The sequence below is a fragment of the Streptomyces sp. NPDC088730 genome, assembly GCF_044751215.1.
Lineage (GTDB): Bacteria > Actinomycetota > Actinomycetes > Streptomycetales > Streptomycetaceae > Streptomyces.
Genome location: NZ_JBIVLK010000001.1, coordinates 1,274,057 through 1,299,969 on the forward strand (window position 1 = coordinate 1,274,057; position 25,913 = coordinate 1,299,969).

Annotated in this window: 24 protein-coding genes and 1 tRNA gene; 13 read left to right on the forward strand and 12 right to left on the reverse strand. The window is 72.9% G+C overall.

The window, feature by feature from the left end; translation table 11 throughout:
• Positions 1 to 52: 52 nt before the first annotated feature.
• Both ACIP89_RS05685 and ACIP89_RS05690 read right to left on the reverse strand, forming a co-directional pair.
• Entirely contained in the window at positions 53 to 2,044 is a 1,992-nt protein-coding gene (locus ACIP89_RS05685) for a hypothetical protein (RefSeq protein ID WP_402113176.1), read from the reverse strand.
• A gap of 3 nt (positions 2,045 to 2,047) precedes the next feature.
• The gene (locus ACIP89_RS05690; protein WP_402113179.1) at positions 2,048 to 2,947 is read right to left on the reverse strand and encodes an SGNH/GDSL hydrolase family protein; all 900 of its coding nucleotides are present in this window, start codon (positions 2,945 to 2,947) and stop codon (positions 2,048 to 2,050) included.
• Positions 2,948 to 3,133: 186 nt separating this feature from the next.
• Between ACIP89_RS05690 and ACIP89_RS05695 the strand changes: the two genes are divergently transcribed.
• Positions 3,134 to 4,345, forward strand: coding sequence for a PucR family transcriptional regulator (locus tag ACIP89_RS05695; protein ID WP_401923728.1), 1,212 nt, complete (start codon positions 3,134 to 3,136; stop codon positions 4,343 to 4,345).
• 62 nt (positions 4,346 to 4,407) lie between these two features.
• Positions 4,408 to 5,103 (forward strand): class I SAM-dependent methyltransferase, encoded by a 696-nt coding sequence (locus ACIP89_RS05700; RefSeq protein WP_401923148.1) that lies wholly within the window; start codon positions 4,408 to 4,410, stop codon positions 5,101 to 5,103.
• Between the two features lie 49 nt (positions 5,104 to 5,152).
• Here the strand turns inward: ACIP89_RS05700 and ACIP89_RS05705 are convergent, their stop codons facing one another.
• Entirely contained in the window at positions 5,153 to 5,500 is a 348-nt protein-coding gene (locus ACIP89_RS05705; protein ID WP_401923150.1) for a hypothetical protein, read from the reverse strand.
• Positions 5,501 to 5,775: 275 nt separating this feature from the next.
• Here ACIP89_RS05705 and ACIP89_RS05710 point away from each other — a divergent pair, with 275 nt between their 5' ends.
• The 3 genes from ACIP89_RS05710 to ACIP89_RS05720 all read left to right on the forward strand — a co-directional run bounded on the left by ACIP89_RS05710 (position 5,776) and on the right by ACIP89_RS05720 (position 11,432).
• Positions 5,776 to 6,825: a slipin family protein gene (locus ACIP89_RS05710; RefSeq protein WP_402113182.1), complete on the forward strand. Its 1,050-nt coding sequence runs from the start codon at positions 5,776 to 5,778 to the stop codon at positions 6,823 to 6,825.
• A 174-nt stretch (positions 6,826 to 6,999) separates the two neighbouring features.
• Complete coding sequence (locus ACIP89_RS05715; protein ID WP_402113185.1) at positions 7,000 to 10,122, forward strand: DEAD/DEAH box helicase; 3,123 nt, start codon at positions 7,000 to 7,002, stop codon at positions 10,120 to 10,122.
• Entirely contained in the window at positions 10,119 to 11,432 is a 1,314-nt protein-coding gene (locus ACIP89_RS05720; RefSeq protein WP_402113188.1) for an SWIM zinc finger family protein, read from the forward strand. Before ACIP89_RS05715 ends, ACIP89_RS05720 begins: the two co-directional genes overlap by 4 nt.
• Positions 11,433 to 11,538: 106 nt before the next feature.
• Here the strand turns inward: ACIP89_RS05720 and ACIP89_RS05725 are convergent, their stop codons facing one another.
• Positions 11,539 to 11,847: a hypothetical protein gene (locus ACIP89_RS05725; protein WP_402113191.1), complete on the reverse strand. Its 309-nt coding sequence runs from the start codon at positions 11,845 to 11,847 to the stop codon at positions 11,539 to 11,541.
• Between the two features lie 86 nt (positions 11,848 to 11,933).
• Between ACIP89_RS05725 and ACIP89_RS05730 the strand changes: the two genes are divergently transcribed.
• Together ACIP89_RS05730 and ACIP89_RS05735 are read left to right on the forward strand one after the other, a co-directional pair.
• Complete coding sequence (locus tag ACIP89_RS05730) at positions 11,934 to 12,665, forward strand: hypothetical protein (protein WP_401923162.1); 732 nt, start codon at positions 11,934 to 11,936, stop codon at positions 12,663 to 12,665.
• Positions 12,666 to 12,698: 33 nt separating this feature from the next.
• Positions 12,699 to 12,785 (forward strand) — tRNA-OTHER (locus ACIP89_RS05735).
• Positions 12,786 to 13,098: 313 nt separating this feature from the next.
• On the opposite strand, the gene ACIP89_RS05740 is transcribed toward ACIP89_RS05735, so the two are convergent.
• Both ACIP89_RS05740 and ACIP89_RS05745 read right to left on the reverse strand, forming a co-directional pair.
• Positions 13,099 to 13,725 (reverse strand): peptidase, encoded by a 627-nt coding sequence (locus ACIP89_RS05740; protein ID WP_402113193.1) that lies wholly within the window; start codon positions 13,723 to 13,725, stop codon positions 13,099 to 13,101.
• A gap of 46 nt (positions 13,726 to 13,771) precedes the next feature.
• A complete protein-coding gene (locus tag ACIP89_RS05745) occupies positions 13,772 to 14,983 on the reverse strand; it encodes a pyridoxal phosphate-dependent aminotransferase (protein ID WP_401925622.1) in 1,212 nt (403 codons plus the stop codon).
• 85 nt (positions 14,984 to 15,068) lie between these two features.
• Here ACIP89_RS05745 and ACIP89_RS05750 point away from each other — a divergent pair, with 85 nt between their 5' ends.
• Entirely contained in the window at positions 15,069 to 15,746 is a 678-nt protein-coding gene (locus ACIP89_RS05750) for a winged helix-turn-helix transcriptional regulator (RefSeq protein ID WP_401925624.1), read from the forward strand.
• Positions 15,747 to 15,850: 104 nt separating this feature from the next.
• On the forward strand, positions 15,851 to 16,354 hold the full coding sequence (locus ACIP89_RS05755; protein ID WP_402113196.1) for a cupin domain-containing protein: 504 nt from the start codon (positions 15,851 to 15,853) through the stop codon (positions 16,352 to 16,354).
• A 20-nt stretch (positions 16,355 to 16,374) separates the two neighbouring features.
• On the opposite strand, the gene ACIP89_RS05760 is transcribed toward ACIP89_RS05755, so the two are convergent.
• The gene (locus ACIP89_RS05760) at positions 16,375 to 16,740 is read right to left on the reverse strand and encodes a nuclear transport factor 2 family protein (RefSeq protein WP_073735427.1); all 366 of its coding nucleotides are present in this window, start codon (positions 16,738 to 16,740) and stop codon (positions 16,375 to 16,377) included.
• A 55-nt stretch (positions 16,741 to 16,795) separates the two neighbouring features.
• Here ACIP89_RS05760 and ACIP89_RS05765 point away from each other — a divergent pair, with 55 nt between their 5' ends.
• The 4 genes from ACIP89_RS05765 to ACIP89_RS05780 all read left to right on the forward strand — a co-directional run bounded on the left by ACIP89_RS05765 (position 16,796) and on the right by ACIP89_RS05780 (position 20,725).
• Positions 16,796 to 17,470, forward strand: coding sequence for a hypothetical protein (locus ACIP89_RS05765; protein ID WP_402113199.1), 675 nt, complete (start codon positions 16,796 to 16,798; stop codon positions 17,468 to 17,470).
• Between the two features lie 7 nt (positions 17,471 to 17,477).
• Complete coding sequence (locus ACIP89_RS05770) at positions 17,478 to 18,137, forward strand: uridine kinase (RefSeq protein ID WP_401923180.1); 660 nt, start codon at positions 17,478 to 17,480, stop codon at positions 18,135 to 18,137.
• Positions 18,138 to 18,497: 360 nt separating this feature from the next.
• On the forward strand, positions 18,498 to 19,259 hold the full coding sequence (locus ACIP89_RS05775; protein WP_402113202.1) for an SDR family oxidoreductase: 762 nt from the start codon (positions 18,498 to 18,500) through the stop codon (positions 19,257 to 19,259).
• A gap of 155 nt (positions 19,260 to 19,414) precedes the next feature.
• Complete coding sequence (locus ACIP89_RS05780; protein ID WP_402113205.1) at positions 19,415 to 20,725, forward strand: cytochrome P450; 1,311 nt, start codon at positions 19,415 to 19,417, stop codon at positions 20,723 to 20,725.
• A gap of 265 nt (positions 20,726 to 20,990) precedes the next feature.
• Here the strand turns inward: ACIP89_RS05780 and ligD are convergent, their stop codons facing one another.
• The 5 genes from ligD to ACIP89_RS05805 form a co-directional block, all read right to left on the reverse strand.
• On the reverse strand, positions 20,991 to 21,923 hold the full coding sequence (ligD, locus tag ACIP89_RS05785) for a non-homologous end-joining DNA ligase (protein ID WP_402113496.1): 933 nt from the start codon (positions 21,921 to 21,923) through the stop codon (positions 20,991 to 20,993).
• A 146-nt stretch (positions 21,924 to 22,069) separates the two neighbouring features.
• Positions 22,070 to 22,309 (reverse strand): hypothetical protein, encoded by a 240-nt coding sequence (locus ACIP89_RS05790; RefSeq protein ID WP_402113208.1) that lies wholly within the window; start codon positions 22,307 to 22,309, stop codon positions 22,070 to 22,072.
• 99 nt (positions 22,310 to 22,408) lie between these two features.
• Positions 22,409 to 23,356, reverse strand: a complete 948-nt coding sequence (locus tag ACIP89_RS05795; RefSeq protein ID WP_402113210.1) for a carbohydrate kinase family protein — start codon at positions 23,354 to 23,356, stop codon at positions 22,409 to 22,411.
• Positions 23,353 to 24,309 (reverse strand): pseudouridine-5'-phosphate glycosidase, encoded by a 957-nt coding sequence (locus tag ACIP89_RS05800; protein WP_401925644.1) that lies wholly within the window; start codon positions 24,307 to 24,309, stop codon positions 23,353 to 23,355. The genes ACIP89_RS05795 and ACIP89_RS05800 overlap by 4 nt, the downstream gene beginning before the upstream one ends.
• A gap of 587 nt (positions 24,310 to 24,896) precedes the next feature.
• On the reverse strand, positions 24,897 to 25,907 hold the full coding sequence (locus tag ACIP89_RS05805; RefSeq protein ID WP_401923197.1) for a hydroxyacid dehydrogenase: 1,011 nt from the start codon (positions 25,905 to 25,907) through the stop codon (positions 24,897 to 24,899).
• Positions 25,908 to 25,913 lie beyond the last annotated feature (6 nt).

Genomic DNA, 25,913 nt, shown 5'->3' on the forward strand with positions numbered 1-25,913 from the left:
GCTCCTTGTCTGTGCCCGGCGGGCGTCCTGGCCCGGCGGGGCAGTGGAGGTGTCAGGAGGTGGGGGTGGCGGTGCACGGAGTGGTGCCGCAGACATTGATGACACGGCCGGTTGTCAGGAAGGTGGCCTTCTGCTGACGTGCGGCGGGCGAGTTGCGGGGATCCTCGTGCGGGTCGTGGCCGTAATGGGGCCCGGCGGGCGGGGTGTTGGTGAGCGGGGGCGTCGGTGTGCCGCTGTCCCAGACGGTCATGGCCGAGCCCCGGTAGGGCAGTTGGCCCGGTCCGATCCGGCGGATGCCCCAGTACGGGACGGTGTCCGGGCTCCGTCCGGCGGCGAGAGCGGGTGACAGGAGGCGGGCGCCGATCGTGCGCGCCTCCACCTCGGCCGCCGCGTTCGCGACCTGGTGGTCGCCGTAGGCGATGTGCAGCAGTACCTCGTGGTGGTCGGTGAGGTGGTTCGCGTACGCGTTCGTCTCGCCTCGGTCCCAGACCATCTGGAACAGCTGGAGGACGAGCTGCTGGTGCAGCTTGTCCGGGTAGGACCCGTCCAGTACCTGCTGGAACGGCGCGAAGTCGGCGCTCCGGTTGAGGAGCAGCCCGTAGTTCATGGCGGTGACGCCCAGTACTCCGCGCCGGATGTCGGGCGAGGCGGCGACGAGTGCGCCGCCGAGGATTCCGCCCTGGCTGTTCCCGTCGTACGCGAGGCCGTGCCGGGTGTCGAGCAGCGGGCGGCCGTCGTCGGTACGGAAGGCGGCGTCGGCGCCCAGCCCCTTGGCGTGGATCAGGGCGCGGCCGAGGAACAGGGCGTTCAGCATGCCCTGTTCGCTGCGTTCGGGGACGGCCGGGAAGAGGCTCGGGTCCGCGAGTCCGCCCAGTACGACGGGGATGTCCTCCTGCGCCATCCCGATCCAGTCCGTCGCGCAGAACGTGAAGTCGTGCTCGGCGGCCATGTCCTTGACGTTGCCCGCGCCCACCTCGGAGCGGCGGCCCAGCAGCCCGTGCCCGTAGAGGGACGGCCGGGACGGGGTGCGGAAGGCGGCGCGGGGGATCTCGCAGCGGAACTCCGCGGTCTGCGTGTTGCCGGGCAGGGCGCGCGGGGTGCCGTCCCGGCCCCGGTTCAGTACGGAGCCGGGCGGGCCGCCCGGCAGGTCGAGATAGCTGGGTACGGTGACCCGCCCGGTGACCTCGCGGGCGATCCGGGCGTCCTGGGCGGGGGTGAGGTCGGTGACTCCGGTGACGGCGAAGCCGGGCGAGCGGTCACCGAGCCGCCGGAAGGCGTCGTCGCGGATGCTGAAGAGGTCGCCGCTGAGACCGCGGGTGGACGCGACGGTGAAGTCCCAGGCCAGATTGAGCCCTTCGGCCGTGACGCCGGCCCTGCGCAGCGCCGTGAGCGAAGGGCGGAGCCGGTCCTGGCGGGCGCGCAGCGGGTCGTGGGCGGGAAGCCGGCGCCCGGCGACGGCGGCGAACGGGGCGGCCGCCGGGATCGTACGGCCTCCGGCGTCCTTGAGGCGGCGCAGGGCCACGGCGTAGTGGTGGCCGTCGTGGAGGTTGCGGGCGGGGTGGATCAGCAGGGCCTGCCGGCCGGGCTCTGTGGCGTTGGCGTCGAGCTCTGCCCAGTACGGCCACCGCTCACCCGTCGTGGTGTCCAGGAGGACTACGGGGGCGTCCCGGTCGAGGGAGCGGCCGATGTCGGTGAGCGGGGCCGCGCCGGTCGCGGCCAGGTCCAGCCCCGGTACCTGGGCGATCAGGACGGAGCCGGGGGAGAAGCCGTCGGACCGGTTCCAGGCGGCCGGGTCGACCGGGAGGCCGGTCGCGGGGCGGGGGAGCATCGCGGTGTCGAAGGCCACCCGGCGGCCCGTGCCGCTGCCCGGGTCCGGCCTGGTGTACCAGTCGTCGGGGAACGGCAGCAGGCACTCGGCGGGTGCCAGCGGGTCGCAGCCCGGTGCCGTCGGGTGGCCCGCCGGGGCCGCCTGGGCCGGCGGGGCGAGGAGCGCGGCGGCGCCGAGCGCCGCCGCGAGCAGGCCGTTGAGCAGCCGCTGCCGCACGCGTCAGCTCCCCTGGAGGTGGGCGCCGATGATGCGGGCGTAGTTCGACTCGCCCTGCCGGTTCGGGTGCAGGGGCGCGGCGGCGGCCGTCGGCACGTACCCCTCGACCCACTTGTCCGAGGGGGCCTGGCAGGAGTCGTGGCCCTTGCTGGGCGTGGCGAGGTCGATGTACTCGGCGCCGTGCGCGGCGCTCTGCTCGGCGATCACCGTGTTCATCCGGTCGACGCTGCCCTGGAGGAAGTCGGCGTCCACCGGCAGCACCGGCTGGAGCGGCCAGCAGCCGCCGGGCTTGATGTACAGCCCGTAGCCGGTGACGATCACCCTGGCCCGCGGCGAACGCTGGTGGATTCCGTCCAGTACGGCGGCCATCCGGGGGACGAACTCCGCGATCCGCTGCCCCACCTGGTCCACCCCGCCCTCGTTGTACTTGTCCTTGCAGGGGGTGGCGGACGGGTCCAGGTTGGTGCAGTCCTGCGCGATGCCGACCAGGCCGGTGTCGTTGCCGCCGATGGTCAGGGTCACCAGATCGGTGTCCGCGCGCAGCGCGTCGAACTGGGGCGGCGCCGAGCCCATGGGGACGTCGAGCAGGGAGAGGGACTGCTTCTCCGTCATGTGCTTGGACGCGGCGCCGCTGCACGTGACGTCGGTCAGTGCGGCGCCCAGGCTCGCCGCCAGCTCGTGCGGGTAGTTGTGCGTGGAGCGTCCGCAGGCCAGCGGGCCGGTGATGTCCGGGATGAGCGGCCCGGAGGCCATCGAGTCCCCGAGCGCGACGTACGAGGTGGTGTCGTCGGCGGCCGCCCAGGCGCCGGACGCGCCGGTGCCGACGGCCAGTCCGGTCAGCGCGAGCGCGCTGACCGCTGTTCTGACGGTCCGGCAGAATGCCTTGTTCCGGGACGAGTTCACGGCGACCTCCGGTGGTGGGGGAGAGGCGGGGCATGGCGGGTGTCGCCGGTCATCATGCAGACTCGGACGCCGTCGTTTAACTGGTGGGTAACGCAGACTTCCGCGGGGGCTTTTGTGACGCGTGACAAAGAGCGGACCGTCGTGAGGGGCGCGGGCGCGGGTCCCGGGACCTGCGGGCCGCCGCCGCTGTGCATCGGCGGACGGCCGGTCGCCGCCCAGCTGCGCGCCCGCGCACCCGCCCTGACCAGCCGCGTCGTCGACCGGCTGCTCAGTGATCTGCCGGTCTACGCGGAACTGCCCCACGAGGAGATCGCGGGCGACATCGCGGACATCGTCCAGCACAATCTGCGGCTCTTCGCCGATGTCGTCGAGCACCGCCGCCCCGCCACCGACGCCGAACTCGCCCAGCAGCGCGACTCGGCGGCCCAGCGCGCGGAGGAGGGCGTGCCGCTGGACGCCATCCTCACCGCGTACCAGGTCGGCATCGCGATGTGCTGGCAGGAGACCGCTCAGGACGCGGGCCCCGCCGACCTGCCGGCCGTCCTGGAGATCATGGACCGCATCATGGTCCTCCAGCAGCAGCTGACCTCAGCGGTCAGCGGTGCCTATCTGGAGGCCCGGCAGATCCTGGACAGCCAGGAACACGGCGGCCGGCACGCCCTGATGGCCGCCCTGCTGACCGGTGAGTCCCTGGAGCTCCTCACCCAGCGCACCGGGCTGCGTCCGGCGGCCGGCTATCTGACGATGACCCTCGCGCTCGCCCCGCACCCCGATGAGATGGGCCAGGCGCCCGGCCCCGGCACCGGGGTGGCCGCCCGCCGCAAGATCCGCCGCATCCGCACGGCCCTGGACCGGTTCGCCGGCACGCCCGCGCTGACCGCGCTCGACTCCTCCGGCGGCACCGTTCTGCTGCCGGTCGCGGAGCCGCCGCCGTGGGACGGGCCCGGCGGCCTGCGCGAGCTGATCGCCGAGGCGACCACGGCGGCCGGGGTGCCCGTCACGGCGGCCGCCGAGACCGCGGAACCGGCGGCGGTCCCGGCCGCCGTGGCCCGTAACGCCGAGATCGTCGGCCTGGTCGCCCGCACCGGCCGGCCCGCCGGGCTGTACCGGCTGGCCGACGTGCTGCTGGAGTACCAGCTGAGCAGGCCGAGCGAGGCGCTGCACGGACTCGCCCGGCTGCTGCACCCGCTGGAGGCCAAGCCGGAGCTGCTGCGCACGCTGGAGACCTACCTCGGGCACGGTCTGGACCGCCGGGCCGCCGCGGCCGCGCTGCACGTCCACCCCAACACCGTCGACTACCGCATCCGCCGCATCGACCGGCTGACCGGCCTCTCCCCGGCCCGCCCCGCCGATCTCCAGTACCTCAGCGCCGCGCTGGTCGCGCGCCGGTCGGTGTGAGGGGCGGGACCGGTGAGGACGGGAGGGGGAACGGCGGCGGCGGACGGTTCGTTCGGTCACGTATGAGTGAGCCACTGGTACGTGAGGGTTATTCGGGGACGGGCCCCGGCGGGATCACCCCGGACGGCTGCGCGGTGGAGGTGTACACCCGGCTGCCCGTCGGTAACGAACCGGACGTGATCGCCGGGGCGGTCCCCGCCGGGTCGAGCATCCTGGAGCTGGGCTGCGGGGCGGGCCGGGTGACGCACCCGCTGGTCCGGCGCGGCTTCGACGTCACCGCCGTGGACGAGTCGGCCGAGATGCTGGCCCAGGTGCGCGGTGTGCGGAAGGTGCGCAGTCCCATCGAGTCCCTCGACCTCGGTGAGGAGACGTTCGACGTGGTGATGCTGGCGTCCTTCCTGGTGCACGCGGGCGACCCCCGGGTGCGGGACGGGCTGCTGCGGACCTGCCGGAGATATGTGCGCGACGGCGGCGTGGTGCTCATCCAGCGCGAGGGCGAGGACTACCACCGCGGTCTGCCGCGCGAGCGCGTCGACCCGGCCGGGTACACGGTCCGGCTCGTCCACTCCGAGCCGGTCGGCGACGGGGTGCGTTCGGTGCGCGCCGAGTACGAGTTCGACGACGGGCGGTGGACGCAGACGTTCCTGTCCCGGCCGTTGTCGAAGGAGGAGTTCGAGGGCCATCTCGGGGCGGCCGGGCTGCGCGTGGACCGCTACCTCACCGACGACGGGATATGGGTGCGGGCCCTGCCCGAGTAGCCGGGAGCGCGGGCCCCGCACCGGATGCGGGGCCCGCGCGGGAACCGGGTCAGTGCACTGTGCTGAAGCTGCGCCAGGGCAGCGAGTCCGGAGCCTTCTGGTCGGTGAACGTGGTGGCCAGATAGGTCGTACCGGGCCCGGTGCAGTCCCGGGTGCGGTACAGGATGATGTCGATCAGGGTGCCGTTCTCCACTTCCTTGGCGCCCGCGGGGGCCAGCAGGTGGCAGCCCCGTACCGAGGGGCTGTTCACCTGGATCACCGCCTCCCGCTCGGTCGTGTAGGTGACCGGACCGACCGCGGTCCGGCCGAGGCCCGAACAGCCCGCGACGGTGAGGGTCAGGAGGGCGGTCCCGGCTGCGGCGCCGAGGCGCCGTCGTCGGTTGTCGATCACGGGCATGGCAGGTCCTCGTCTGTCTCGTCCGGCTCATCCGTACGCGCTCCGTCACACGGCCCCGTACGCCACGGGGGTACGTGCTGACGCTGGTCACCTTGCCCGCTCACCGCCCGCCCGGCATCCGGGAGACCGCCGGGCGGGCTACGTGCGCGCGGAACGCGCCGTATGCGAACGGCGGGCGGAGGTTCGCCTGCTGTCGAATCAGGGCATACCGTGGTATTAGCGTCTTAATCGGCGCGGAGTGAGTGTTCGGTGTTTCCGGCTGGCAGGGGGCCGTCATGGTCCAGGTGCTCTTGACCGCTTTGGTTGTGGTGGTCCTGGCGGGTGTCGCCTACACGGTGGCCGCCGCCCGGGTCGTCAAGCAGTACGAGCGGGGTGTGGTGCTCAGATTCGGCCGGCTCCGCAACGACGTACGGGGCCCCGGATTCACCATGGTGCTCCCGGGCGTGGACCGGCTGCGCAAGGTCAACATGCAGATCGTGACGATGCCGGTGCCGGCCCAGGACGGGATCACCCGGGACAACGTCACCGTGCGGGTGGACGCGGTCATCTACTTCAAGGTCGTCGACGCGTCGAGCGCGGTCGTCGAGGTGGAGGACTACCGGTTCGCCGTCTCGCAGATGGCGCAGACGTCCCTGCGGTCGATCATCGGCAAGAGCGATCTGGACGATCTGCTGTCCAACCGGGAGAAGCTGAACCAGGGCCTGGAGCTGATGATCGACAGCCCCGCGGTCGGCTGGGGCGTACAGATCGACCGGGTGGAGATCAAGGACGTCTCGCTGCCGGAGACGATGAAACGCTCCATGGCACGTCAGGCGGAGGCGGACCGTGAGAGGCGCGCCCGGGTCATCAACGCCGACGCGGAGCTCCAGGCGTCGAAGAAGCTGTCCCAGGCGGCGGCCGAGATGTCCTCCGAGCCCGCGGCGCTGCAGCTGAGGCTGCTCCAGACCGTGGTGGCGGTGGCCGCGGAGAAGAACTCCACCCTGGTACTGCCGTTCCCGGTGGAGCTGCTCCGCTTCCTGGAACGGGCCCAGCAGCCGACAGCGCCGGAGGCCGTGGAGTCCCCGCCGCAGGTGCCGAAGGCCCCGGCCGGCACGGCACCGCCGGTGGAGCCGGCGGACCCGGTGGAGTCGGCGGAGACCGCGGAACCGACGGAGCCGACGGAACCCGTGCCTTCGTCCGAGGCTCCGGCCTCGCCCTCGCCCTCGCCTCCGTCTCCGGCGCCCGGCCCGGCGCGGACGGCCCCCGCGCCGAAGCGGGCCCCGGCCGCCGCGAGCCCCCGGCTCCGTCCCGCATCCACCGGCTCGAAGCCGCTCGCCAGGCACTGACGGCACCGCCCACGGGCCAGCCCCCGTACCCCGTCCGGACAGAGGGGGCGGCGGCGGGCCCGTGGGGCGTTGTCAGAGCGCCCGCCTAGACTCGCGAGTCAGAGGGTTCCGGTCCCGGTCGGGGACCGGGGCACGAAGCCCTGACCAGGGCCTTGGACGTGAGGGGAGGGGCCGGTGGCCATCGCATCACCGCCGCGGGACGCGGCTGTCGGCCGTCTGCTGCGCTGTGCGGCCGTCTTCCTTCCCGCACCGCTGCCGAGGGACGGACGCGTCGCGTTCTGGGACCCGGAGGGGGGCCCGCTCCCCGGCCCCGCCACGACGACCGGCCTTACCGCTGCGACCGGCCCCGCCACGACGACCGGCCTTACCGCTGCGACCGGCCCCGCCACGACGACCGGCCTTACCGCTGCGACCGGCCCCGCCACGACGACCGCCCCCGGTGATACGACCGGCGGCGGTCCCGGTGCGGGCCACGCCTCCGGTGCGCGCCACGCCTCCGGCTTCGACGACCGGGTCTCCGAGATCACCGTCGTGCGACGGCACGGCGATCAGGGTGACGTCCGCCGGGAGACCGTGCCGGCCCTCGTGCTTCCCCTGGCCGACGCCGTACCCCTGCTGGCCCGCGCCCGGCACCAGCAGTCCGCCCATCCCGCCACCCGGTGCTGGGGCGCCGCCGCGCTGCACGCGCTCCATCTGGTGGCCGGCGGCCGGATGCTCCCCGGGCTGACGCCCGACGACCACGACGCCTGGCGGGCCGGGCCGCGCGCCGCGGAGGACGTCGCACACCTGCGCGCGGTCGCCGCGGCCATGCCGCCCGAGGGGTACGCGGTGCCGCTCCCCGACCGCACGCCCCTCCAGGTCCCCGAGCCCGAGCCGCTCATCGCCTCCTTCCTCGACGCGGTGGCCGACACCCTGCCCCGTACCCCCGCGGCGGCGTTCGCCATGGGGGCGCCCTTCGCCGCCACGGAGGCCCAGCACCTGCCCGGCGCCCGGGAGTGGGCGGTGGCGGTCGCGGCCGGGCTCGACGCGGGCGTAAGGGTGTCGCTGCGTCTTGACCTCTCCGCGTACGAGCTCTTCGACACGACGGACTCCGGCGACGGCGCGGACACCGAAGAGGCGGCGGAGTCCGACGGACCGCCGGACGCGGACGACGGCGCGGCCGGTCCCGGCCGCCCGGACGCCGCCTCACGGCACGCCGCCGCGGCCGTCACCCAGGTGCACAGCCTCGCGGACCCGACCTACGTCGTCGACGCCGCCGCCCTGTGGAACGGCGGGGCGGGCGAACCCTTCGGCCCACGCGCCCGGATCGACGCGGTGCTCGCGCTGCGCCGCGCCGCCCGCGTCTGGGCCCCGCTGGAACGGCTCCTCGACCAGCCCGTCCCCGATGTACTGGCCCTCACAGAGGACGAGTTGTACGAGCTGCTCAGCGACGCCGGAGCCCGGCTCTCGGCCGCCGGGGTGAGCGTGCACTGGCCCCGGGAGCTGGCCCGCTCGCTCACCGCGGCCGCCGTGGTGCGGCCCGCGCCGGGCACCGCCACCGACGGCACGGCGTTCTTCGACGCCGAACAGCTCTTCGCCTTCAACTGGCAGCTCTCGCTGGGCGACCAGCAGCTCACCGAGGCCGAGATGGACGTGCTGGCAGAGGCCCACCGGCCCGTCGTGCGGCTGCGTGACCAGTGGGTCGTCGTCGACCCCGCGCTCGTACGCAAGGCGCGCAAGCGGGAGCTCGGCCTGCTCGATCCGGTGGACGCCCTCGCCGTCGCCCTGACCGGCAGCGCAGAGGTGGACGGCGAACAGGTCGACGCCGTGCCGGTCGGCGCGCTCGCCGCGCTCCGCAGCCGCATCGTCGACGAGGACACCACGATCGCACCGCCGCCCGGCCTCGACGCGACGCTCCGCGACTACCAGCTGCGCGGTCTCGCCTGGCTGGACCGGATGACCGCGCTGGGCCTCGGCGGCTGCCTGGCCGACGACATGGGCCTCGGCAAGACGATCACCCTCATCGCCCTCCACCTGCACCGCGCCCACCCCGCGCCCACCCTGGTGATCTGCCCCGCCTCGCTGCTGGGCAACTGGCACCGGGAGATCAACCGCTTCGCGCCCGGCGTGCCCGTGCGCCGGTTCCACGGCACAGACCGCAGCCTCGCCGAGCCCGACGGCGGCTTCGTCCTCACCACGTACGGCACGATGCGCTCCAGCGCCGCCGAACTGGCCGCGCACAGCTGGGGACTTGTCGTGGCCGACGAGGCGCAGCACGTGAAGAACCCGCACTCCTCGACGGCGAAGGCACTGCGCACCATCCCGTCCCCGGCCAGGGTCGCCCTGACCGGCACCCCCGTCGAGAACAACCTCTCCGAGCTGTGGGCGCTGCTCGACTGGACGACCCCCGGACTGCTCGGCCCCCTCAAGGCGTTCCGGGCCCGGCACGCCCGGATCGTGGAGAACACCGGCACGGCCGCCGGGATCGGCAACGACGAGGCGGTCGAACGGCTCTCCCGGCTGGTCCGCCCGTTCCTGCTGCGCCGCAAGAAGTCCGACCCGGGCATCGCACCCGAGCTGCCGCCCAAGACGGAGACCGACCACCCGGTCTTCCTCACCCGCGAACAGGCCACGCTCTACGAGGCCACGGTGCGCGAGACCATGGCGTACATCGAGGCGTCGGAGGGCATCGCCCGGCGCGGCCTCATCATGAAGCTGCTGGCCTCGCTCAAGCAGATCTGCAACCACCCCGCGCAGTATCTGAAGGAGGAGCCGACCCGGCTCACCGGCCGCTCCGGAAAGCTCGCCCTGCTCGACGAGCTGCTCGACACGATCCTCGCGGAGGACGGCTCCGTCCTCGTCTTCACCCAGTACGTGACGATGGCCCGGCTGCTCTCCGCACACCTCACCTCGCGGGCGATCCCCTCCCAACTCCTGCACGGCGGTACGCCGGTGGCCGAGCGGGAACGGATGGTGGACCGCTTCCAGTCCGGCGAGGTGCCGGTGTTCCTGCTCTCGCTGAAGGCGGCCGGCACCGGGCTGAACCTCACCAGGGCGGCCCACGTCATCCACTACGACCGCTGGTGGAACCCGGCCGTCGAGGAGCAGGCCACGGACCGCGCCTACCGCATCGGGCAGACCCAGCCGGTCCAGGTGCACCGGCTGATCGCGGAGGGCACGGTCGAGGACCGGATCGGCGAGATGCTGCTGGCCAAGCGGGCCCTGGCCGATGCCGTGCTCGGCACCGGGGAGACCGCGCTGACCGAGCTCAGCGACCGCGATCTGGCCGACCTCGTCTCCCTCCGGAGGCCGTCATGAGCCCCCGCCCCGACTCCCTCCCGCCGGCCCGCGGGGCGAGGCCCGTCGCCCGGTCCCGGCCCGGCCCCGACGACCTGCGGCGGACCTTCGAGGCGGTACCCGCGCGGACGTCCGGGGACGATGAGCCGTTCGCGGACAGCTGGTGGGGCCGGGCCTGGGTGGCGGCGCTCGAAGCCCTGTCGATGGACGCGGCGAGGCTCGCCAGGGGCCGCGCGTACGCGGACGGCGGGCATGTCGCCGCGGTCACCGTCACCCCCGGCCGCGTCGTCGCCTACGTGCACGGCAGCCGGCCCCGGCCCTACCGTGCCGAACTGCGGCTGCGCACCTTCACCGACGCCGACTGGGACACCTTCCTCGCCGCGGTCGCCGCCCGCCCGGACCACCTGGCCGCGCTCCTCGGCAAGGAGATGCCGCACTCCCTGGTGGACACGGCGGCCGCCTCCGGGGTCGCGCTGCTCCCCGCGTCGAACGACCTGGACCCCAGCTGCTCCTGCCCCGACCGCGGCTGGCCCTGCAAACACGTCTCCGCGCTCTGCTACCAGATGGCCCGGCTCCTGGACGCCGACCCGTTCGTCCTGCTGCTGCTGCGCGGCCGGGGCGAGCGCGAACTCCTGGAGGACCTGGGCCACCGCAACGCCGCGCACTCCGCACGGGAGCGGCCCGAGGCCCCCGCCACCCCCTCGGTACCGGCGAAGGACGCGCTGGCGGACCGCTTCCTGCCGCCGCTGCCCGCCCCGTTCCCGGTGGCGCCGCACCCCGGTCAGCCGCCCTCCTACCCGAGCCTGCCCGGCAGCCGCGACCCGCTCGCCCTCGATCAGCTCGCCACGGACGCGGCCGCCCGCGCCCACGCCCTGCTCATCACCGGCCGCGACCCGCTCGCCGGGCTCACCCCCTGGCAGGACGCCGTCCGGCTGGCCGCCGCCCGTCCCACCGCGGGGCTGACCGCCACCACCCGTGCCCTCTACCGCGAGCTGGCCTCCGCGACCGGCCGCAACATCACCGATCTGGCCCGCGCCGTCGCCGCCTGGCGCCAGGGCGGGGCCGAGGGGCTGGACGTCCTGGAATCGCAGTGGGACCCTCCGGCGGGCCCGTTCGACCGGGCCCGCCCGGCTCTCGCCGCCGCCGGCTTTCCCCGCTTCCAGCCCTGGCGCAACCACCTCACCCACCCCGGCGGCACGCTCCAGCTCCGCTTCGGCCACGACGGCCGCTGGTACGGCTACGAGTCCGACCCCGGCCAGGACGAGTGGTGGCCGCGCGCCGCCCCGGACACCGACCCGGTGGGCGCGCTCCTGGAGCTCAGCGGCGGCTGACCGCGCAGCCCCTTCAGCCGGAACAGCAGCCCTTCAGGCGGAACATCGGTCCTTCAGGAGGAACAAGCAGCCCATCCAGGAGGAACAGCAGCCCTCCAAGGGGGCATCAGCCCTTCAGCAGGAACAGCAGGCCGATCAGCACCAGGGCGACGACGGGCAGCACGACCAGCCGCGCCTTGCGGAACGAATCGTCCTCCTGCTGCGCCAGTCCTCGGTCGGCCCCGTGCGCGCCGGCCAGGTGCTCCCCGGCCATGTCGATGATCCGCTCCGTGGTCAGGAGCGACGGACGCCAGTCGCAGTGTGCGCACACCAGGAAGTCGCGGTACGGGTCGTACCGGAAGTCCCGCTCGATGTTGACCGTGAAGACCTGCCCCTGCCCGGTCGTGGCGGTGAAATGACGTATCGCGGCGCCCATGCGGCCTGCTCCCTGCTGATCGGTATCCGGTGCCCTGCCCAAAAAGCCCTGGTGCGGCGGGTGTTGATGTTGCTAGCTTCCTGGGTGTGGCGAAACTCAATCAGATCATCGCAGTGGAGAAGGGCGTCAAGTCCAAGGCTCACCAGGACCTGACGGCGGCGCATCACGGCCTCCAGAAGGCCGGTCTGCTGGCCGGGATCTCCCGGACGTACCAGCCGAAGGACGAGGAGGGCGAGCAGCTGCCGCCCGAGTCGACTCCGGTGCAGATCAAGGCCGAGGACGTGCTGCGCCGGACAGCGGCGACCCTCACCCGGCTGTTCGACGTGACCGCCACCAAGGACTGGGCGAACTGCGCCGCCCGCGCCGACATCTCGGTCGACGGCCGGGTGCTGGTGGCCGGCGTGCCGGTGTCGTATCTGCTCTTCCTGGAGAAGCAGCTCACCGACATCACCACCTTCATCCGCAAGCTGCCGGTGCTCGAAGCCTCCGAGGCCTGGGCCCAGGACCCGTCCACCGACTCCTGGAAGACCGAGCCGGTGCGGACCCTGCGGACCAAGAAGGTGCCCCGCAACCACGTGAAGGCGGAGGCCACCGAGAAGCACCCGGCGCAGGTCGAGGTGTACTACGAGGATGTCCCGGTCGGCTACTGGACGACCGTGAAGTTCTCCGGGGCGCTGCCCGCGCGGCGGATCAACGAGCTGACCGACCGGGTCGAGAAGCTCCAGCAGGCCGTCAAGTTCGCCCGCGAGGAGGCCAACGGCGTGGACGTCACGGACCAGCGGGTGGGTGATGCGGTATTCGGTTACCTCTTCGGGTGACCGGCCAAGGAATCCCCGGCGGCGGTCGAAGCCGCTGGGGTGCGCGAGGAGCGCAAAGCTGAAACTGAAGTTTGTCGTGACGACGCGGTCACGGTGGAGGTTCGAGTCCTCCCCCCGGCACTTCCGCAGCTCTTGCGGACGCGGGCCGGGGTGGCCCAACTGGCAGAGGCAGACCGCGATCAATCTCAGACTCTTGCTCCAGACTCAGCATGCGCCGCCTATCGCCGGATCGACCGGGCCCGTGCCCGTGTGCGTCGAGATGCCGGTTCGACTCCGGCCCGCGGAGCTTCGGTCCGCGGTCGTCTAAAGGCAGGATGCGACGACATAAAACTGATACGGGACCTTAAACGTGTCGGCGTGCAAGTCAGGCGGCATCACAGGGCTCGGGGGTCGGCTACACCCCCGGGCCCGCTCCCGTTCCGGGGCCGGCGCGTCACCCCCGCGCGGACAGCGACACCCCGCGCCCGGCGAAGAAGCGCGCGAACTCGGCCAGCGGAAGCTCCGCCGCCCGGGTCTCCGCACTCGTGCCCGACGGATTGTGGAAGTGCACGCCCCTGCCGTCGGCCGTACGCGAGGTCAGCAGCACCAGATGGCCGCCGCGCCCCGGTGCGGGCCGTCCGGGACGACGGATCGCGTAGTGCACCGACGCTATGACGGACCGGCCCTCGTCCAGCAGGTCCGGGATCTCCTCCGGCGAGAGGTGCCGGTGGACGGTGGCGTCGAGGCCGTGGCTCTCGCGTACGTAGTCGGCGAAGGGGGCGTAGACCAGGCCGTGGATCGCGCCGTCCGGGTCCTCGGTATACGCGCCGTACCCGAGCGCCCCGTCGCGCAGCGCGAAGAGGGACGGCGCGTCGGCGCCCAGGGCCATGCGCAGACAGGTCATGCCGCACAGGTGCCCCGCCCAGCGCGCGTACTCGGCGGGCGACTTCGCGCCCGACTCCGCCCACCCGGGGTCGGAGGCCGGGTCCAGCCCGCCCTCGACGATCGGCCCGACCAGCTCGAACGAGGCGAACTGGGTGTGGACGGGGAACCGGCAGGCGGCGCAGGTGGAGCGGCTCACGATCGGTATCCGTTCATCTCCGGCGTCCGTTCGTCTCCAGGTCCGGTCACTGCCGGTATCCGGTCAGGAAGCGGCCGATCCGGCTGATGGCCGCGTCGAGATCGTCAGCGTACGGGAGGGTCAGGATCCGGAAGTGGTCGGGCCGCGGCCAGTTGAAGCCGGTGCCCTGCACGACCTGGATCTTCTCCCGCAGCAGCAGGTCCAGGACGAACTTCTCGTCGTCGACGAGGGGGTGCACCTTCGGGTCGATGCGCGGGAAGGCGTACAGCGCGCCCTTCGGCTTCACGCACGACACCCCGGGGATCTCGTTCAGCTTCTCCCAGGCGCGGTTGCGCTGCTCGTACAGCCTGCCGCCCGGCACCACCAGCTCCCGGATCGACTGGCGGCCGCCGAGCGCGGCCTGAATGGCGTACTGCGCCGGGGCGTTGGGGCACAGCCGCATGGAGGCGAGCATGGTCAGCCCCTCCAGATAGCTGCGCGCGTGCTGCTTCGGACCGGACACCACCATCCAGCCCGAACGGAAGCCGGCCACCCGGTACGTCTTGGACAGGCCGCTGAAGGTGAGGCAGACCAGGTCGGGGGCGAGGACCGCCACGCTGTGGTGCTCGGCGTCGTCGTACAGGATCTGGTCGTAGATCTCGTCGGCGAACACCATCAGACCGTGCCTGCGGGCCAGATCGAGGATGGCTTCGAGGACCTCGCGCGGGTACACGGCGCCGGTCGGATTGTTCGGGTTGATGATCACGACGGCCCTGGTCCGGTCGGTGATCTTCGATGCCATGTCGGCCAGGTCGGGATTCCAGTCCGAGGCCTCGTCGCACATGTAGTGCACGGCCCTGCCGCCGGCCAGCGTCGTCACCGCGGTCCACAGCGGGTAGTCCGGCGACGGGATCAGCACCTCGTCACCGTCCTCCAACAGGCCCTGCACGGCCATCGAGATCAGCTCGGAGACCCCGTTGCCGAGGAAGACGTCGTCCACGCCGACCTCGGTGAGCCCCATCGCCTGGTAGCGCTGCGCCACGGCCCGGCGGGCGGAGAGGACGCCGCGCGAATCGGTGTAGCCGTGGGCCTGCGGGAGCATCCGGATCATGTCCTGGACGATCTCCTCCGGCGCCTCGAAACCGAACTGCGCCGGGTTGCCCGTGTTGAGCCGGAGCACGCTGTGGCCCGCCTCCTCCAGGGCGTTGGCCTGTTCGATGACCGGGCCCCGGATCTCGTAGCAGACCTCGTTGAGCTTGCTGGACTGGCGGAATTCCATGCGGTGCCTCCCCGACCCGACTGTGATACTTGGTTTTACCAAGCTTGAGCTTGGAAAGTCCAACAACATGTCTAGACTGCGTCGCATGCCACGTGAGCAACAGCCCGCAACCCGCCCGGCCCGCCGCCGGAGTTACGACCAGTTCTGCGCCGGCGCACGCGCCCTGGACGCCGTCGGTGACCGGTGGACCCTGCTGATCGTCCGTGAACTGCTGGCCGGTCCGCGCCGGTACACCGATCTCCACGCGGACCTGCCCGGCGTCAGCACGGACGTCCTCGCCTCCCGGCTCAAGGACATGGAGCAGGGCGGACTGGCCACCCGCCGCCGGCTTCCGCCGCCCGCCGCCGCCGCGGTGTACGAACTCACCGAACGCGGCCACGGCCTGCTGCCCGTCCTCGCCGCGCTGGCCGAATGGGGAGCGCCCGCCCTCGTGGAGCGCCGGCCCACGGACGCGGTCCGGGCGCACTGGTTCGCGCTGCCGCTGCTGCGCGCACTGGACGGACCCGGCGGACCGGCCGGTGACGGAGTGCTCGACGTGCGGCTGGACGAGGGTGAGTTCCACGTCCGTACGGGGATGCGGGAGCCCGGCAGCGCGGTCTACGGGGACGGCCCCGCGGACCGGGCCGACGCGCGCATCGTGCTCGACGCCGAGCTCTGCCTCGCGCTCGGGCGCGGCGAGGCGACCTTCGCGGAGGCGGTCAGGGACGGACGGATCGAGGTGTCCGGCGAAGGACCGCTGGCCGCCGGGCTGCGGGGTGATTGACGGCGGCGGGACGGTTCACCCGGCCGACTCGTGGGTAGCGTCGGGGCATTTGGGATGCCAGGGGCACCAGATGATGCCCGGGGCACTGATGCGGAGGAGTGTCCATGAGGCGTGGCGGACAGCAGGGGCGGCCGGTCAAGGCGCTTGTTCTCGGGGGCTGTGTGGCAGCGCTCTGCTTCCTGCCGTCGGCGGCCGTCGCCACCCCGGGCAGCGGTGTGAGCGGCACCGTCGTCGCGGAGGGCACATCGCCGGGCAAGCTGAAGGTGAAGACGCCGAAGGGCCGCACCGACGTCACCTTCCGGAAGATCACCGTCGCGCCCGGCGGCTCCACCGGCTGGCACACCCACCGCGGTCAGCTGGTCGCCGTCGTCAAGAAGGGGACGCTGACCCGCACCCTGGACGACTGCTCGGTCGAGGTGACGCCCGCCGGAACGTCCTTCATCGAGCCGTCCGGGGCGGACCACCGTCACATCGGGCGCAACCTGGGGACCGTGCCCGTCGTCCTCTGGGTGACCTATCTGCTGCCCGAGGGCAGCGAACTCTCCGACGACGCCGACGCCGTGGACTGCGGCGGGAAGGGCGAGGGGAAGACCGGCGGGAAGAGCTGAGGCGAGGCTCGCCCCTGCCGTCAGCGGGCGAGCGTCTCCCCGTACGCGCCGAGGCCGCCGATCACCAGCCCGTCCCGGAACGTCAGCACCTCGTACACCCGGCCGCCGATCTGGTTGCGGTAGTCGATCACCAGGGTGTCGACGCTCACCCGGACGTCCATCACCTCGAACTCCAGATCGGGGATGAGCTCAAGGCCGCGCGCCCAGTACGCGCGCAGCTGGTCCTTGCCGCGCACGGTGCCCGAGGGGTCGCCGGTGAACCGGGCGATCATAGGGGAGCTGAACGTCACGTCCTGGTGATAATGCGTCAGGATGCGTTCCAGGTCATGGGAGTTCCAGTCGTCCTGCCACCGAGAGGCGAACGTGCGGGCGAATTCGAGGTCCATGGGGAAGATCGTACGAGGTGGCGCCGGAAGGTGGCAGGAGTGAGTGTGGCGGGCAGTGAGTGAAGCGGACCCCGACGACCTCGACCCGGCACGCCGGGCCGCGCTGGCGCGGCTGCTCCTGCGCGCGCTCCGCTCCCACTGCGCCGGGTCGCGGGCGGAACCGAGGGGGTCGCTCGCGGCGGGGACCGCCGACGCGTACAGCGATATCGACCTCCGCTGGACCGTGCCCGACGACCGGTTCGCGGACTGCGTGACCGCCGTACCGGAGCTGCTCGGCACGGTCCGGCGGCTCGCCTCGCTGCGGGTCGACCCCGAGCTGGGGAACTCCCTCGGCAGGCGGCTGCTCTTCGTCGACTTCGACGGGCTGCCCCTCTTCTGGCGGCTCGATCTGGAGATCGTGGCGCTGTCCGTCGCGGACCGGCCCGGCTACGACCAGGACAACCCGGCGGCGCGCAGCGACGACTGGTCGAGGCCCGCCAGCGCGCTCGCCAACGCCGTCGCCACCGTGAAGGCGCTGCTGCGCGGGCGGCCCGAGACCGCCAGGGGCCTGCTGCAACGCGGCTTCGCCCGTATCGGGGTGGCTGACACGCTCTCCGGCGACTGGTTCGCCGACATCACCCGCCTCGCCGCTGCCGCCGCCGCGATCGAGCCGGCCAGGGGCCCGCTCGCCGAACGCGTCGTGCGGCTGGCGGCGGACCACCGGTCGGACCTCGGCCCGCCGGGGCGATGATGGTGACGTGCGATTCGAAGCGATCACCTGGGAACGGCTGGCGGACGCCCTCGCCGCGCACGCCGACGCGCTGGAGCCGTCCGACGGCGGGCCCTGGCTCAAGGTCGCCGTCGACGGGGCGCCCGCCGCCGGGACCGGCGAGCTGGCCGAGTCGCTCGCACAGGCCCTGCGGCTGCGCGGCCGGGCCGTGCTCCCCGTGTCCACGGCGGGGTTCCTGCGGCCCGCCAGCCTGCGGTACGAGTACGGGAAACGGGACCCGGACTCGTACTACGGCAGCTGGTTCGACACCGGAGCGCTGTGGCGTGAGGTGTTCGGCCCGCTGGAGGCGGGCGGCAACGGGCGGGTGCTGCCCGACCTCTGGGACCCGGCGACGGACCGGGCCACCCGGAGCCCCTACCGCCACCTGCCGGAGGGCGGGGTGCTGGTGGTGCACGGGCCGTTGCTGCTCGGGCACTGGTTCCCGTTCGACCTGAGCGTGCACCTGCGGCTGTCGCCGGGCGCGCTGCGGCGGCGCACGGAGGAGGCCGAGCAGTGGACGCTGCCCGCCTTCGCACGGTACGAGGACGAGGTGGCGCCCGCCGGGAGCGCGGACGCGGTCGTCCGGGCCGACGATCCGCGCCATCCCGCCTGGACGGGGCTGCGCCGAGGTACGGACGAGCCCCAGTAGCGGCGCTGGGGCGCGTGCTGTCTGCGGGGCCGATGCCGGGGGCGTACGTCGATCCGGCCGTTGGCCGAGCACCTGCCGGACGGGAACACGCAGGCTCCGCAGAAGTTCGTGAACCAGTCGCCGTGGGACGTCGCCGGTGCGGCGGCGGATCGCCCGGAGCCTGTCCGAGGCGGTCACGCCACAGGTGCGGGTGGTCGAGGGCGATCGGGTGGGATGCCGTGATCGTGGAGAACCTGTCCGGCGCACCCCCGTTTGACGGGTTCTTGGCCAGGTTGCCGCCGCGGCACGCGTTTTTCCTTCATCGTCGGTCGGTGAGTGGGATGAGGGGCGTCCCGCACGTCTGAACACAGCGGAGTGATCATGGACTTGGGAATTGACGGCAAAGTCTTCCTGGTTACCGGCGGCACCAAGGGGCTGGGCCTCGCGGCCGCCCTCGTGCTTCTGGACGAAGGCGCGCGGGTGGTGGTCTCCTCGCGGAGCCAGGACGCTGTCGATGAAGCCGTCTCGGTACTGGGCAGCCCCGAGAGCGTCTTGGGCCTGGCCGCCGACAACGCCGACGCCGGTGCGGCAGACCGGCTGGTTGCCGCGGCGCTGCGGCGCTTCGGCCGTCTGGACGGCCTGCTGATCAGTGTGGGCGGGCCGCCTTCGGGGCCGATCACCGGGATCACCGATGAGCAGTGGCGGGACTCCTTCGAGTCGGTCTTTCTCGGCGCACTGCGCTTTGCCCGTGCCGCCGCGCCCGTCCTCCCGGCCGACGGGTCGATCGGCTTCGTGCTGTCCGTGTCCGTGAAGTCCCCGTTGCCGAACATGGGAATCTCGAACGGATTGCGGCCGGGGCTTGCCATGGCGGCCAAGACGCTGGCCGATGAACTGGGCCCCCGTGGCATCAGGGTCAACGGCTTGGTCGTCGGCCCGATCGCGACCGATCGGCTCGGACGACTGGAGCGGGCGCACGGCGGTTCCGAGGGGGCGCGCGCCGGGCGAATCGCCGCAATCCCGCTGCGACGCTACGGATCGCCCGAGGAGTTCGGACGCTTGGCCGCCGTCATCCTGTCGCCGACCGCGTCCTATGTGACCGGCAGCATGATCCATATCGACGGCGGCGCGCTGCGCACCTTGTGACGCGTCCCCCGGCATGGCGCGAGTACCTGTCCGGAAGTATGCCGCAGGCGCGTGAGGTGCACCCTTTCGGAGGATTGGAATACCTTTCGCCGTATAGGGACTGATTCGGCCTTGATGATGCTCGTCACGGAATACCTACCTCTGGGAGGCCCGACGTGACGGTGCACGACGAAGACACCACCAGTGCGGCAGACGGCGAGTTGCTGGACCTGGCCGACCAGGAACTGGTCCGCGACCCGTTCACCGCCTACGGTCCCGTTCGTGAGCGGGAGCAGATGGTGCGGGGACATGTACAGGGGGTCGACCCCATGTGGGTGGCCACCCGCCACGACGACATCCGCACCGTCATGAGCGACCCCCACTTCACGATTGACGCCACACAGGTTCCCGGCGCACCGGTCGCCCACCGCACCGAACAGACCTGGCAAGCCCGCGGTATGTACACAGGGCACGAGAAGTACCTGCGCGCCGGGATCTTCGACGCGGACGGCCCGGACCACCGCCGCTTGCGCGGTCTGGTCACCGCGGCCTTCTCCCCGGGCCGGGTGGCGGCGTTGCGCCCGCGGATCGAGGCCATCGCCGCCCAGTTGCTGGACCGGCTTCCCGACCACGCCGAGAACGGCGTGGTCGACCTGATCGAACACTTCGCCCGCCCCCTGCCCATCACTGTCATCTGCGAACTCATCGCCGTACCCGAGGCAGACCGCGATCGCTGGCGTGAGCGGAGCGCCACGCTGACCGCCGGCGTCTGCGGTGACGAGCTGGGAGCCGCGCTGGCCGGCATGGTCGAGGACGCGCACGCCCTCGTCGATCTCCACGCCGCCCATCCCGGCAGCGATCTCATCTCCGAACTGCTCGCACCCCATCACCGCGACCGGCTGAGCACGGACGAGCTGGTCGCTCTCATCACCAACCTGGTCGTCGCCGGGCACATCACCACCGTCAACCTCATCGCGAACAGCACCGAAGCGCTCCTCAGCAACCCCGGCCAGATCACGGCTCTGCGTGAAGACCCCACGCTCATGAACCACGCCGTCGAGGAACTCATGCGCTACTGCGGACCCGTCGTGCGCGCGCTGCCGCGCTACGCCACCTGCGACACCACTGTCGGTGGCACCCCGGTCCGGACCGGGGAAGCGGTTCTGCCGATCGTGTCCGCCGCGAACCGTGACCCCGCCGCCTTCACAGAACCCGACCGGCTCGATGTCGGCCGCTCTCGGCACAGCAGGCAGTCTCATCTCGGATTCGGCCACGGCGCCCACCGCTGCCTGGGCGCGCACCTCGCGCAGGAGGAGGCAGCCGTGGCCTTGGCCGCCTTGCTCGACCGCTTCCCCGGTCTGGGCTTCGCCACCGACCCGGCAGATCTGCCACGCGGTGCCAACCCCGTCAACTGGCACCTCAAAGCACTTCCCGTACGCCTCTTTGCTGACGCCCCGGCGACCGGCGCCCCCGGCCCCCAGCGGTAGGACCTGGTCCTGTCCGGCTGGTCAGCCTCGGGTGCCCTTCGCCGAACACGGGGTGCACCCCGGGCCGGTGGCGGGTCGCTGACAGGCGAACCGGACGCTCACCGAGTCAGCAGTCACTCCTGCCGTCTTCCCGGCGCTTTCCCATGAGCGGACTCGGCGGGTTGCAGGGCCAACGGAGCGTGCTGCCTGGCCACAGCGGCCAGGCAGCACGTTCCGCCACACGTCCCCGGATCACCCGCCACGGGGGCGCTCGCCCGGCGCACTCTCAGGTCAGGTCGCCGAGGGTGAGGTCGGGGCGCAGCCGGTGCCAGGAGGGGTGGCGCAGGCGTCCGGCACGGGTGCGGGAGGTGTAGCGGACCTCGCCGGCAAGGCGGGGGAGTACCCACCGGGCTCCGGTCACCGGCGGGACCCGCGCGAAGGGGCAGGCATCGGTGGCCGCCGCTTCGAGGAGCCCGGCGAGGCGGGCGCGTTCGGCCTCGCTCCAGCCGGTGCCGACGCTGCCGGCGTAGTGCAGGAGTCCGTCGCGCCACTCGCCGACCAGGACCGCCCCGGGCAGACCGGTCAGCCGTCCGCGCCCGGGTACCCACCCGCCGATCACGACGTCGGCGAGGTGGTGGACCTTGATCTTCACCCACGTTCTCGTACGTGCCCCGGGCTCGTACCGGGAGGTGAGCCGTTTCGCGATCAGCCCTTCCAGTCCGGCGTCCCGGGCCGTCTCCCACGCCTGGGCGCCGTGTCCGACGATTGCCGCGGGCGTCGACCAGGCGGCTCCGGCCAGCTTGAGGCCTGCCAGCAGTTCCCGTCGCTCCGCGTACGGCAGTCCGGTCAGGAGCCGGCCGTCGAGGTGTACGGCGTCGAAGAGCATCAGGTGCGCGGGCACCCGGGCCGACATGCGCGCGGCCCTGGCGGGGGAGCCGGCAAGGCCCATCCGGTGCTGGAGGCGCTCGAAGTCGCTCCGGCCGTGATCGTCGAGTGCCACGATCTCACCGTCCAGCACGGCGCTCCGCGCGCCGAGGGCGCGGGCGAGGGGGAGGAGTTCGGGGTAGGCGGCGGTGATGTCCGTACCTGAACGTGCGCGCAGGAGGATGCTGCCGTCGCCCGGCAGGTAGACCATGGCCCGCTGGCCGTCCTGCTTCACCTCGAACGCCCACCGGTCCTCCACAGCTGCCGGCGGCAGGGGACCGGGAGTTGCGAGTATCGGCTCGACCCTCGGCAGGACGGCACCCGCAGCAGGAGGAGGGTCAGAAGGCACTGTTCGCTGTCCTCGGGGTACGTCGCGCGTTGGGGGAGTGGGGCCGACGGCCGTCGGCCCCGGGGGTTCGGGGCCGACGTGGTGGGGGCGGGTCAGTCGCTGAGGCTTCCGCGGTAGCCGACCGGGCCCTCGCTGGGGAACTGCGCGGTGCCCTGGAAGCTGCTTCCGTCGTCGAAGAAGGTGACGTTGCCGTCGTTGCTGGTCCAGTTGACCGTGGTGCCGATGTTGCCGTCGGCGTCGCCCCGGTCGTCGGCGGTGGCGGCTCCCGCGCCGGCGAGGGACAGGACGGCGGCCGAGGCGGCGAGAGCGGTCAGGCGGGTATTCGTGCGCATCAGGGACTCCGGGGTGTGGGGGGCGTCCGGGCCATTCGACCAGCTCGCCCGGACCGTGCCGCCCCGACACACGGGCGACGACGGGGTCAGCCGTCGCAGTCATCCGTGTGCCCCTGACGGACCACCACCGGGAGCGCGCCCGCTGCCGTCCCTGGGCAGCGGCGGTCGTCCGCCCACCGCCATGACGGCCCGTGCTCCCGCGAGGCAGCCGGCCACGGCGGCCGTCGCGGGGTCCTCGCCCGCCAGCAGCCCGGCGAGGAAGCCGCCGGTGAAGGCGTCGCCCGCCCCGGTGGAGTCCACCGGGTCCCGCACCGGCTCGGCCGGGATCCGGCCTGTCACCATGCCCCCGGCGGCGAGCAGGGCGCCGTCCCGGCCCAGGGTGACGACGACCCGGCCGGCCAGCAGGCTCAGCTCGGCCGCCGCGTCGGCCGGTCCGGGCAGGCCGGTGAGCAGCCGGGCCTCGTCCGCGTTGGGCAGCAGCAGATCCACCTCCCCGACGAGCTCCAGGAACCGGTCGACGCCCAGCTCGGCCAGGAACCCGGTGGAGGCCGGGTCGACGCTCACCGGGATGTTCCGCCGCCCGGCCTCGCGCAGCGCGAGCAGTGCCGTCGCGCGGCTCCTCGCGGCGAAGAGCAGGTAGCCGGAGAGGTGGAGACGGCCGATCCCGTCGAGCATCGACGGCGACCAGTCCTCCGGCGCGAGGCGCACGGCCGCGCCGCTGTCCGTCAGGAAGGTGCGTTCGGCGGCGGAGTCGACCAGGGCGACGACCGTCGCGGTCGGGGCCCCGTCGTCCACGGCCAGCAGGTCGCGTACGCCCGCCCGGCGCAGCCGGTCGCGGTGCCAGGACGCGGAGTCGGCGCCGACCCGGGCCAGCAGCCGTACCTCCGGGCAGCCCGAACGTACCGCCCAGCACGCCACGTTGGCTCCGGCCCCGCCCGGCAGCGTCCGGATGCCGGCCTTCGTGTCCGTGCCGTGGACCAGCGCCGTTCCGTGCCGGGCCACCACGTCCGTGACCACGTCCCCGACGACGAGAAGACCACCGGTCACCGGGCGGCCCAGGCCGTGGCGATCCGGGCGGCGAGCGCCACGTTGCCGCGGACCGCCGCCAGGTTGGCCTCCAGCGAGGCACCGCCGGTCCGCCGCGTCAGCTGGTCCAGCAGGTACGGCGTGACCGCCTGCCCGACGATGCCGCGCTCCCGGCACGCGTCCAGTGCCTCGGCCAGCACCCGGTCGTGCAGGGCGGGATCCAACTGCTCCTGCGGCGGTACGGGATTGGCGACGATCAGCGCGGCCCCGGGCCCGCCGAGCGCGTCCTGGGCCCGCATCACCCCGGCGACCTCCTCCGGGCTGTGCACGGTCCAGTCGACCGGCTCGCCCGAACTGCTGAGGTAGAAGCCCGGGAACCGGTCGGTGCCGTAACCGAGCACCCCGACGCCGAGGGTCTCCAGCCGCTGGAGCGTGGCGGGCACGTCCAGGATCGACTTCACGCCCGCGCAGACCACGGTGATGCCGGTCCCGGCCAGCAGCCGCAGGTCCGCAGACTCGTCCTGGGTCTCGGTCCAGCCCCGGTGCACCCCGCCGAGCCCGCCGGTCGCGAAGACGCGCAGGCCCGCGCGTGCGGCCAGGAACGCCGTCGCGGAGACCGTCGTCGCCCCGCTCGCGCCCGCCGCCAGGGCCGGGGCGAGGTCCCGGTGGCCGAACTTGCGCATCGCCGGGTCCTGGGCGACCCGCTCCAACTGGTCCTTGTCCAGGCCGATCCTGGCCCTCCCGTCCAGCACCGCGATGGTGGCGGGCACGGCGCCGCCGGACCGCACGAGCCCCTCCAGCTCCTCGGCCACCCGCAGATTGCGGGGGCGGGGCAGGCCGTGGGCGATGATCGTCGACTCCAGCGCGACGACCGGCCGGTGCGCGGCGAGGGCGTCCCGTACCTCTGCCGAGAGGACGGGCGCGTGCGGAGCGGGCGGCGGGGGAGCGGCGCCGAACGGCGCAGTCTGTGACATGTCCACATCCCTGTCGCGGCGGGGACGGGCTCAAACGTTCCCGGCGGGGCCGTACGGGATCCGGACCCGGCCGCCCGCGATGACCCGCCGTTTCCTGCGGGGAGCGGGAACGGGAATGCGAGCGCCGGGCCGGGCGTGCCCGCAGGGCGAGACCCCGCGTTCGAGGCCGTCCGCGCGGGAGCGAAAGCGAAAGCCCGCAATTCGCCGCGCTGATTCCGTGCGGGAACGAAAACCCGTGTGGGAGCGAGAATCTGTGTGGGAACGAAAGCCCGGGGTGGTACGAGAATCGGTGGGGAACGGAGATCTGTGCGGGTACGGATTTCCGTGCGGGCGTGAAAGCGCGATATCCGCTGTCCGCGAGGAATTCGGGCCGAACGAATCCGCGGAGCGACAGTCCGGGGCCGGGACTTCCGCCTGCCCTGAACTATCGCTCCTCCCGCTTACGTCTCACTAGCGTTTCACTAACGTTTCGCTGACGTGGCACCCCTGGGCTGCGGACTTGTGGAATTGGGTGCCGGCCGGGCTTGCCCGGTCCCGGGAATTCGGTACAGCATGGCCGCCTCGCGTCCGGCCGCCGGTGCCGGCCGTCAGGCCAGTGAGGCGGCGTGCGCGGGATCGATGGCATGGCGGAGCGGCCGGTCCTGTGTGAACCGGTGGAGTTCGTCGAGCACGAGCTGTCCGAGGCGCCGGCGTTCGGCACCCAGGGCGCCGCCGAGGTGCGGTGTCAGGACGACGTTGGGAAGGGTGAAGAGTGGCGAGTCAGGAGCCGGGGGCTCGGGATGCGTTACGTCGAGCACGGCGGTGAGGTCCGGCCTGGCCAGCAGGGTCTGAGCGGCGGCCGGCTCGTCGATCAGCGCGCCCCGTGCGGTGTTGATCAGCGTCGCGCCGGGCCTCATCGAGTTCAGCAGCCGCGCCCCGATCGTGCCGCGGGTCTCGGGCAGGAGCGGTGCGTGGAGGCTGACGACGTGGCAGGTGGCGAAGAGTTCCTCGACGGGGACCAGCCGGACGCCCGCCTGCCGGGCGGCGTCCGGGGAGGCGACGGGATCGGTGGCCAGGACCTCGACGTCGAAGCGGCTGAGGTGGTCGGCGACGAGCCGGCCGATGTGCCCGAGCCCCAGCAGGCCCACCCGTGACCGGCAGGCGCCCGGGACGTCGGGGTTGTGCGGGAAGCGGCGGCTGCTCGCGACCTCCCGCGCGATGCGGTGTGCCTGCTTCAGGCCGAGGAGGACCTGGGCAAGGGTGAACTCCGCGACCGGGACCGCGTTGGCCGAGGCGGCGGAGACGATCGGGATGCCGCGCTCCCAGAAGGCGGGCGTGGTCAGGTGCCGGACGGACCCCGCCGCGACGAGAACGGCCCGCAGCCGCGGGGCCCGGGACAGGAAGGCGGTATCGAGGACGGGCGCGCCCCAGCCCGTGAGCAGGATCTCGACGTCCCTCAGGGCCTCCGGGCCCGCGGCCAGCTCCTGCCGGGTGCGGGGCGGTCCCTGCCAGCGCGCGAGCCGGCCGATCCCGGCCAGTACCTCGGGCGGGTAGACGTCCGCCCGGCGTTCTTCCTCCATGACCAACAGGGCTGTCGGTGCGGTGGGCGGTTCGTTCATGTCGGG

Bases quoted from the DNA above. Each gene is read 5' to 3' on its own strand.
- ACIP89_RS05700 (WP_401923148.1), top strand. From the start codon at position 4,408: ATGAGTGAGCCACTGGTACGTGAGGGTTATTCGGGGACGGGCCCCGGC.
- ACIP89_RS05705 (WP_401923150.1), bottom strand. From the start codon at position 5,500: ATGCCCGTGATCGACAACCGACGACGGCGCCTCGGCGCCGCAGCCGGG.
- ACIP89_RS05710 (WP_402113182.1), top strand. From the start codon at position 5,776: ATGGTCCAGGTGCTCTTGACCGCTTTGGTTGTGGTGGTCCTGGCGGGT.
- ACIP89_RS05720 (WP_402113188.1), top strand. From the start codon at position 10,119: ATGAGCCCCCGCCCCGACTCCCTCCCGCCGGCCCGCGGGGCGAGGCCC.
- ACIP89_RS05725 (WP_402113191.1), bottom strand. From the start codon at position 11,847: ATGGGCGCCGCGATACGTCATTTCACCGCCACGACCGGGCAGGGGCAG.
- ACIP89_RS05745 (WP_401925622.1), bottom strand. From the start codon at position 14,983: ATGGAATTCCGCCAGTCCAGCAAGCTCAACGAGGTCTGCTACGAGATC.
- ACIP89_RS05750 (WP_401925624.1), top strand. From the start codon at position 15,069: ATGCCACGTGAGCAACAGCCCGCAACCCGCCCGGCCCGCCGCCGGAGT.
- ACIP89_RS05755 (WP_402113196.1), top strand. From the start codon at position 15,851: ATGAGGCGTGGCGGACAGCAGGGGCGGCCGGTCAAGGCGCTTGTTCTC.
- ACIP89_RS05760 (WP_073735427.1), bottom strand. From the start codon at position 16,740: ATGGACCTCGAATTCGCCCGCACGTTCGCCTCTCGGTGGCAGGACGAC.
- ACIP89_RS05775 (WP_402113202.1), top strand. From the start codon at position 18,498: ATGGACTTGGGAATTGACGGCAAAGTCTTCCTGGTTACCGGCGGCACC.
- ACIP89_RS05790 (WP_402113208.1), bottom strand. From the start codon at position 22,309: ATGCGCACGAATACCCGCCTGACCGCTCTCGCCGCCTCGGCCGCCGTC.
- ACIP89_RS05800 (WP_401925644.1), bottom strand. From the start codon at position 24,309: ATGTCACAGACTGCGCCGTTCGGCGCCGCTCCCCCGCCGCCCGCTCCG.
- ACIP89_RS05805 (WP_401923197.1), bottom strand. From the start codon at position 25,907: ATGAACGAACCGCCCACCGCACCGACAGCCCTGTTGGTCATGGAGGAA.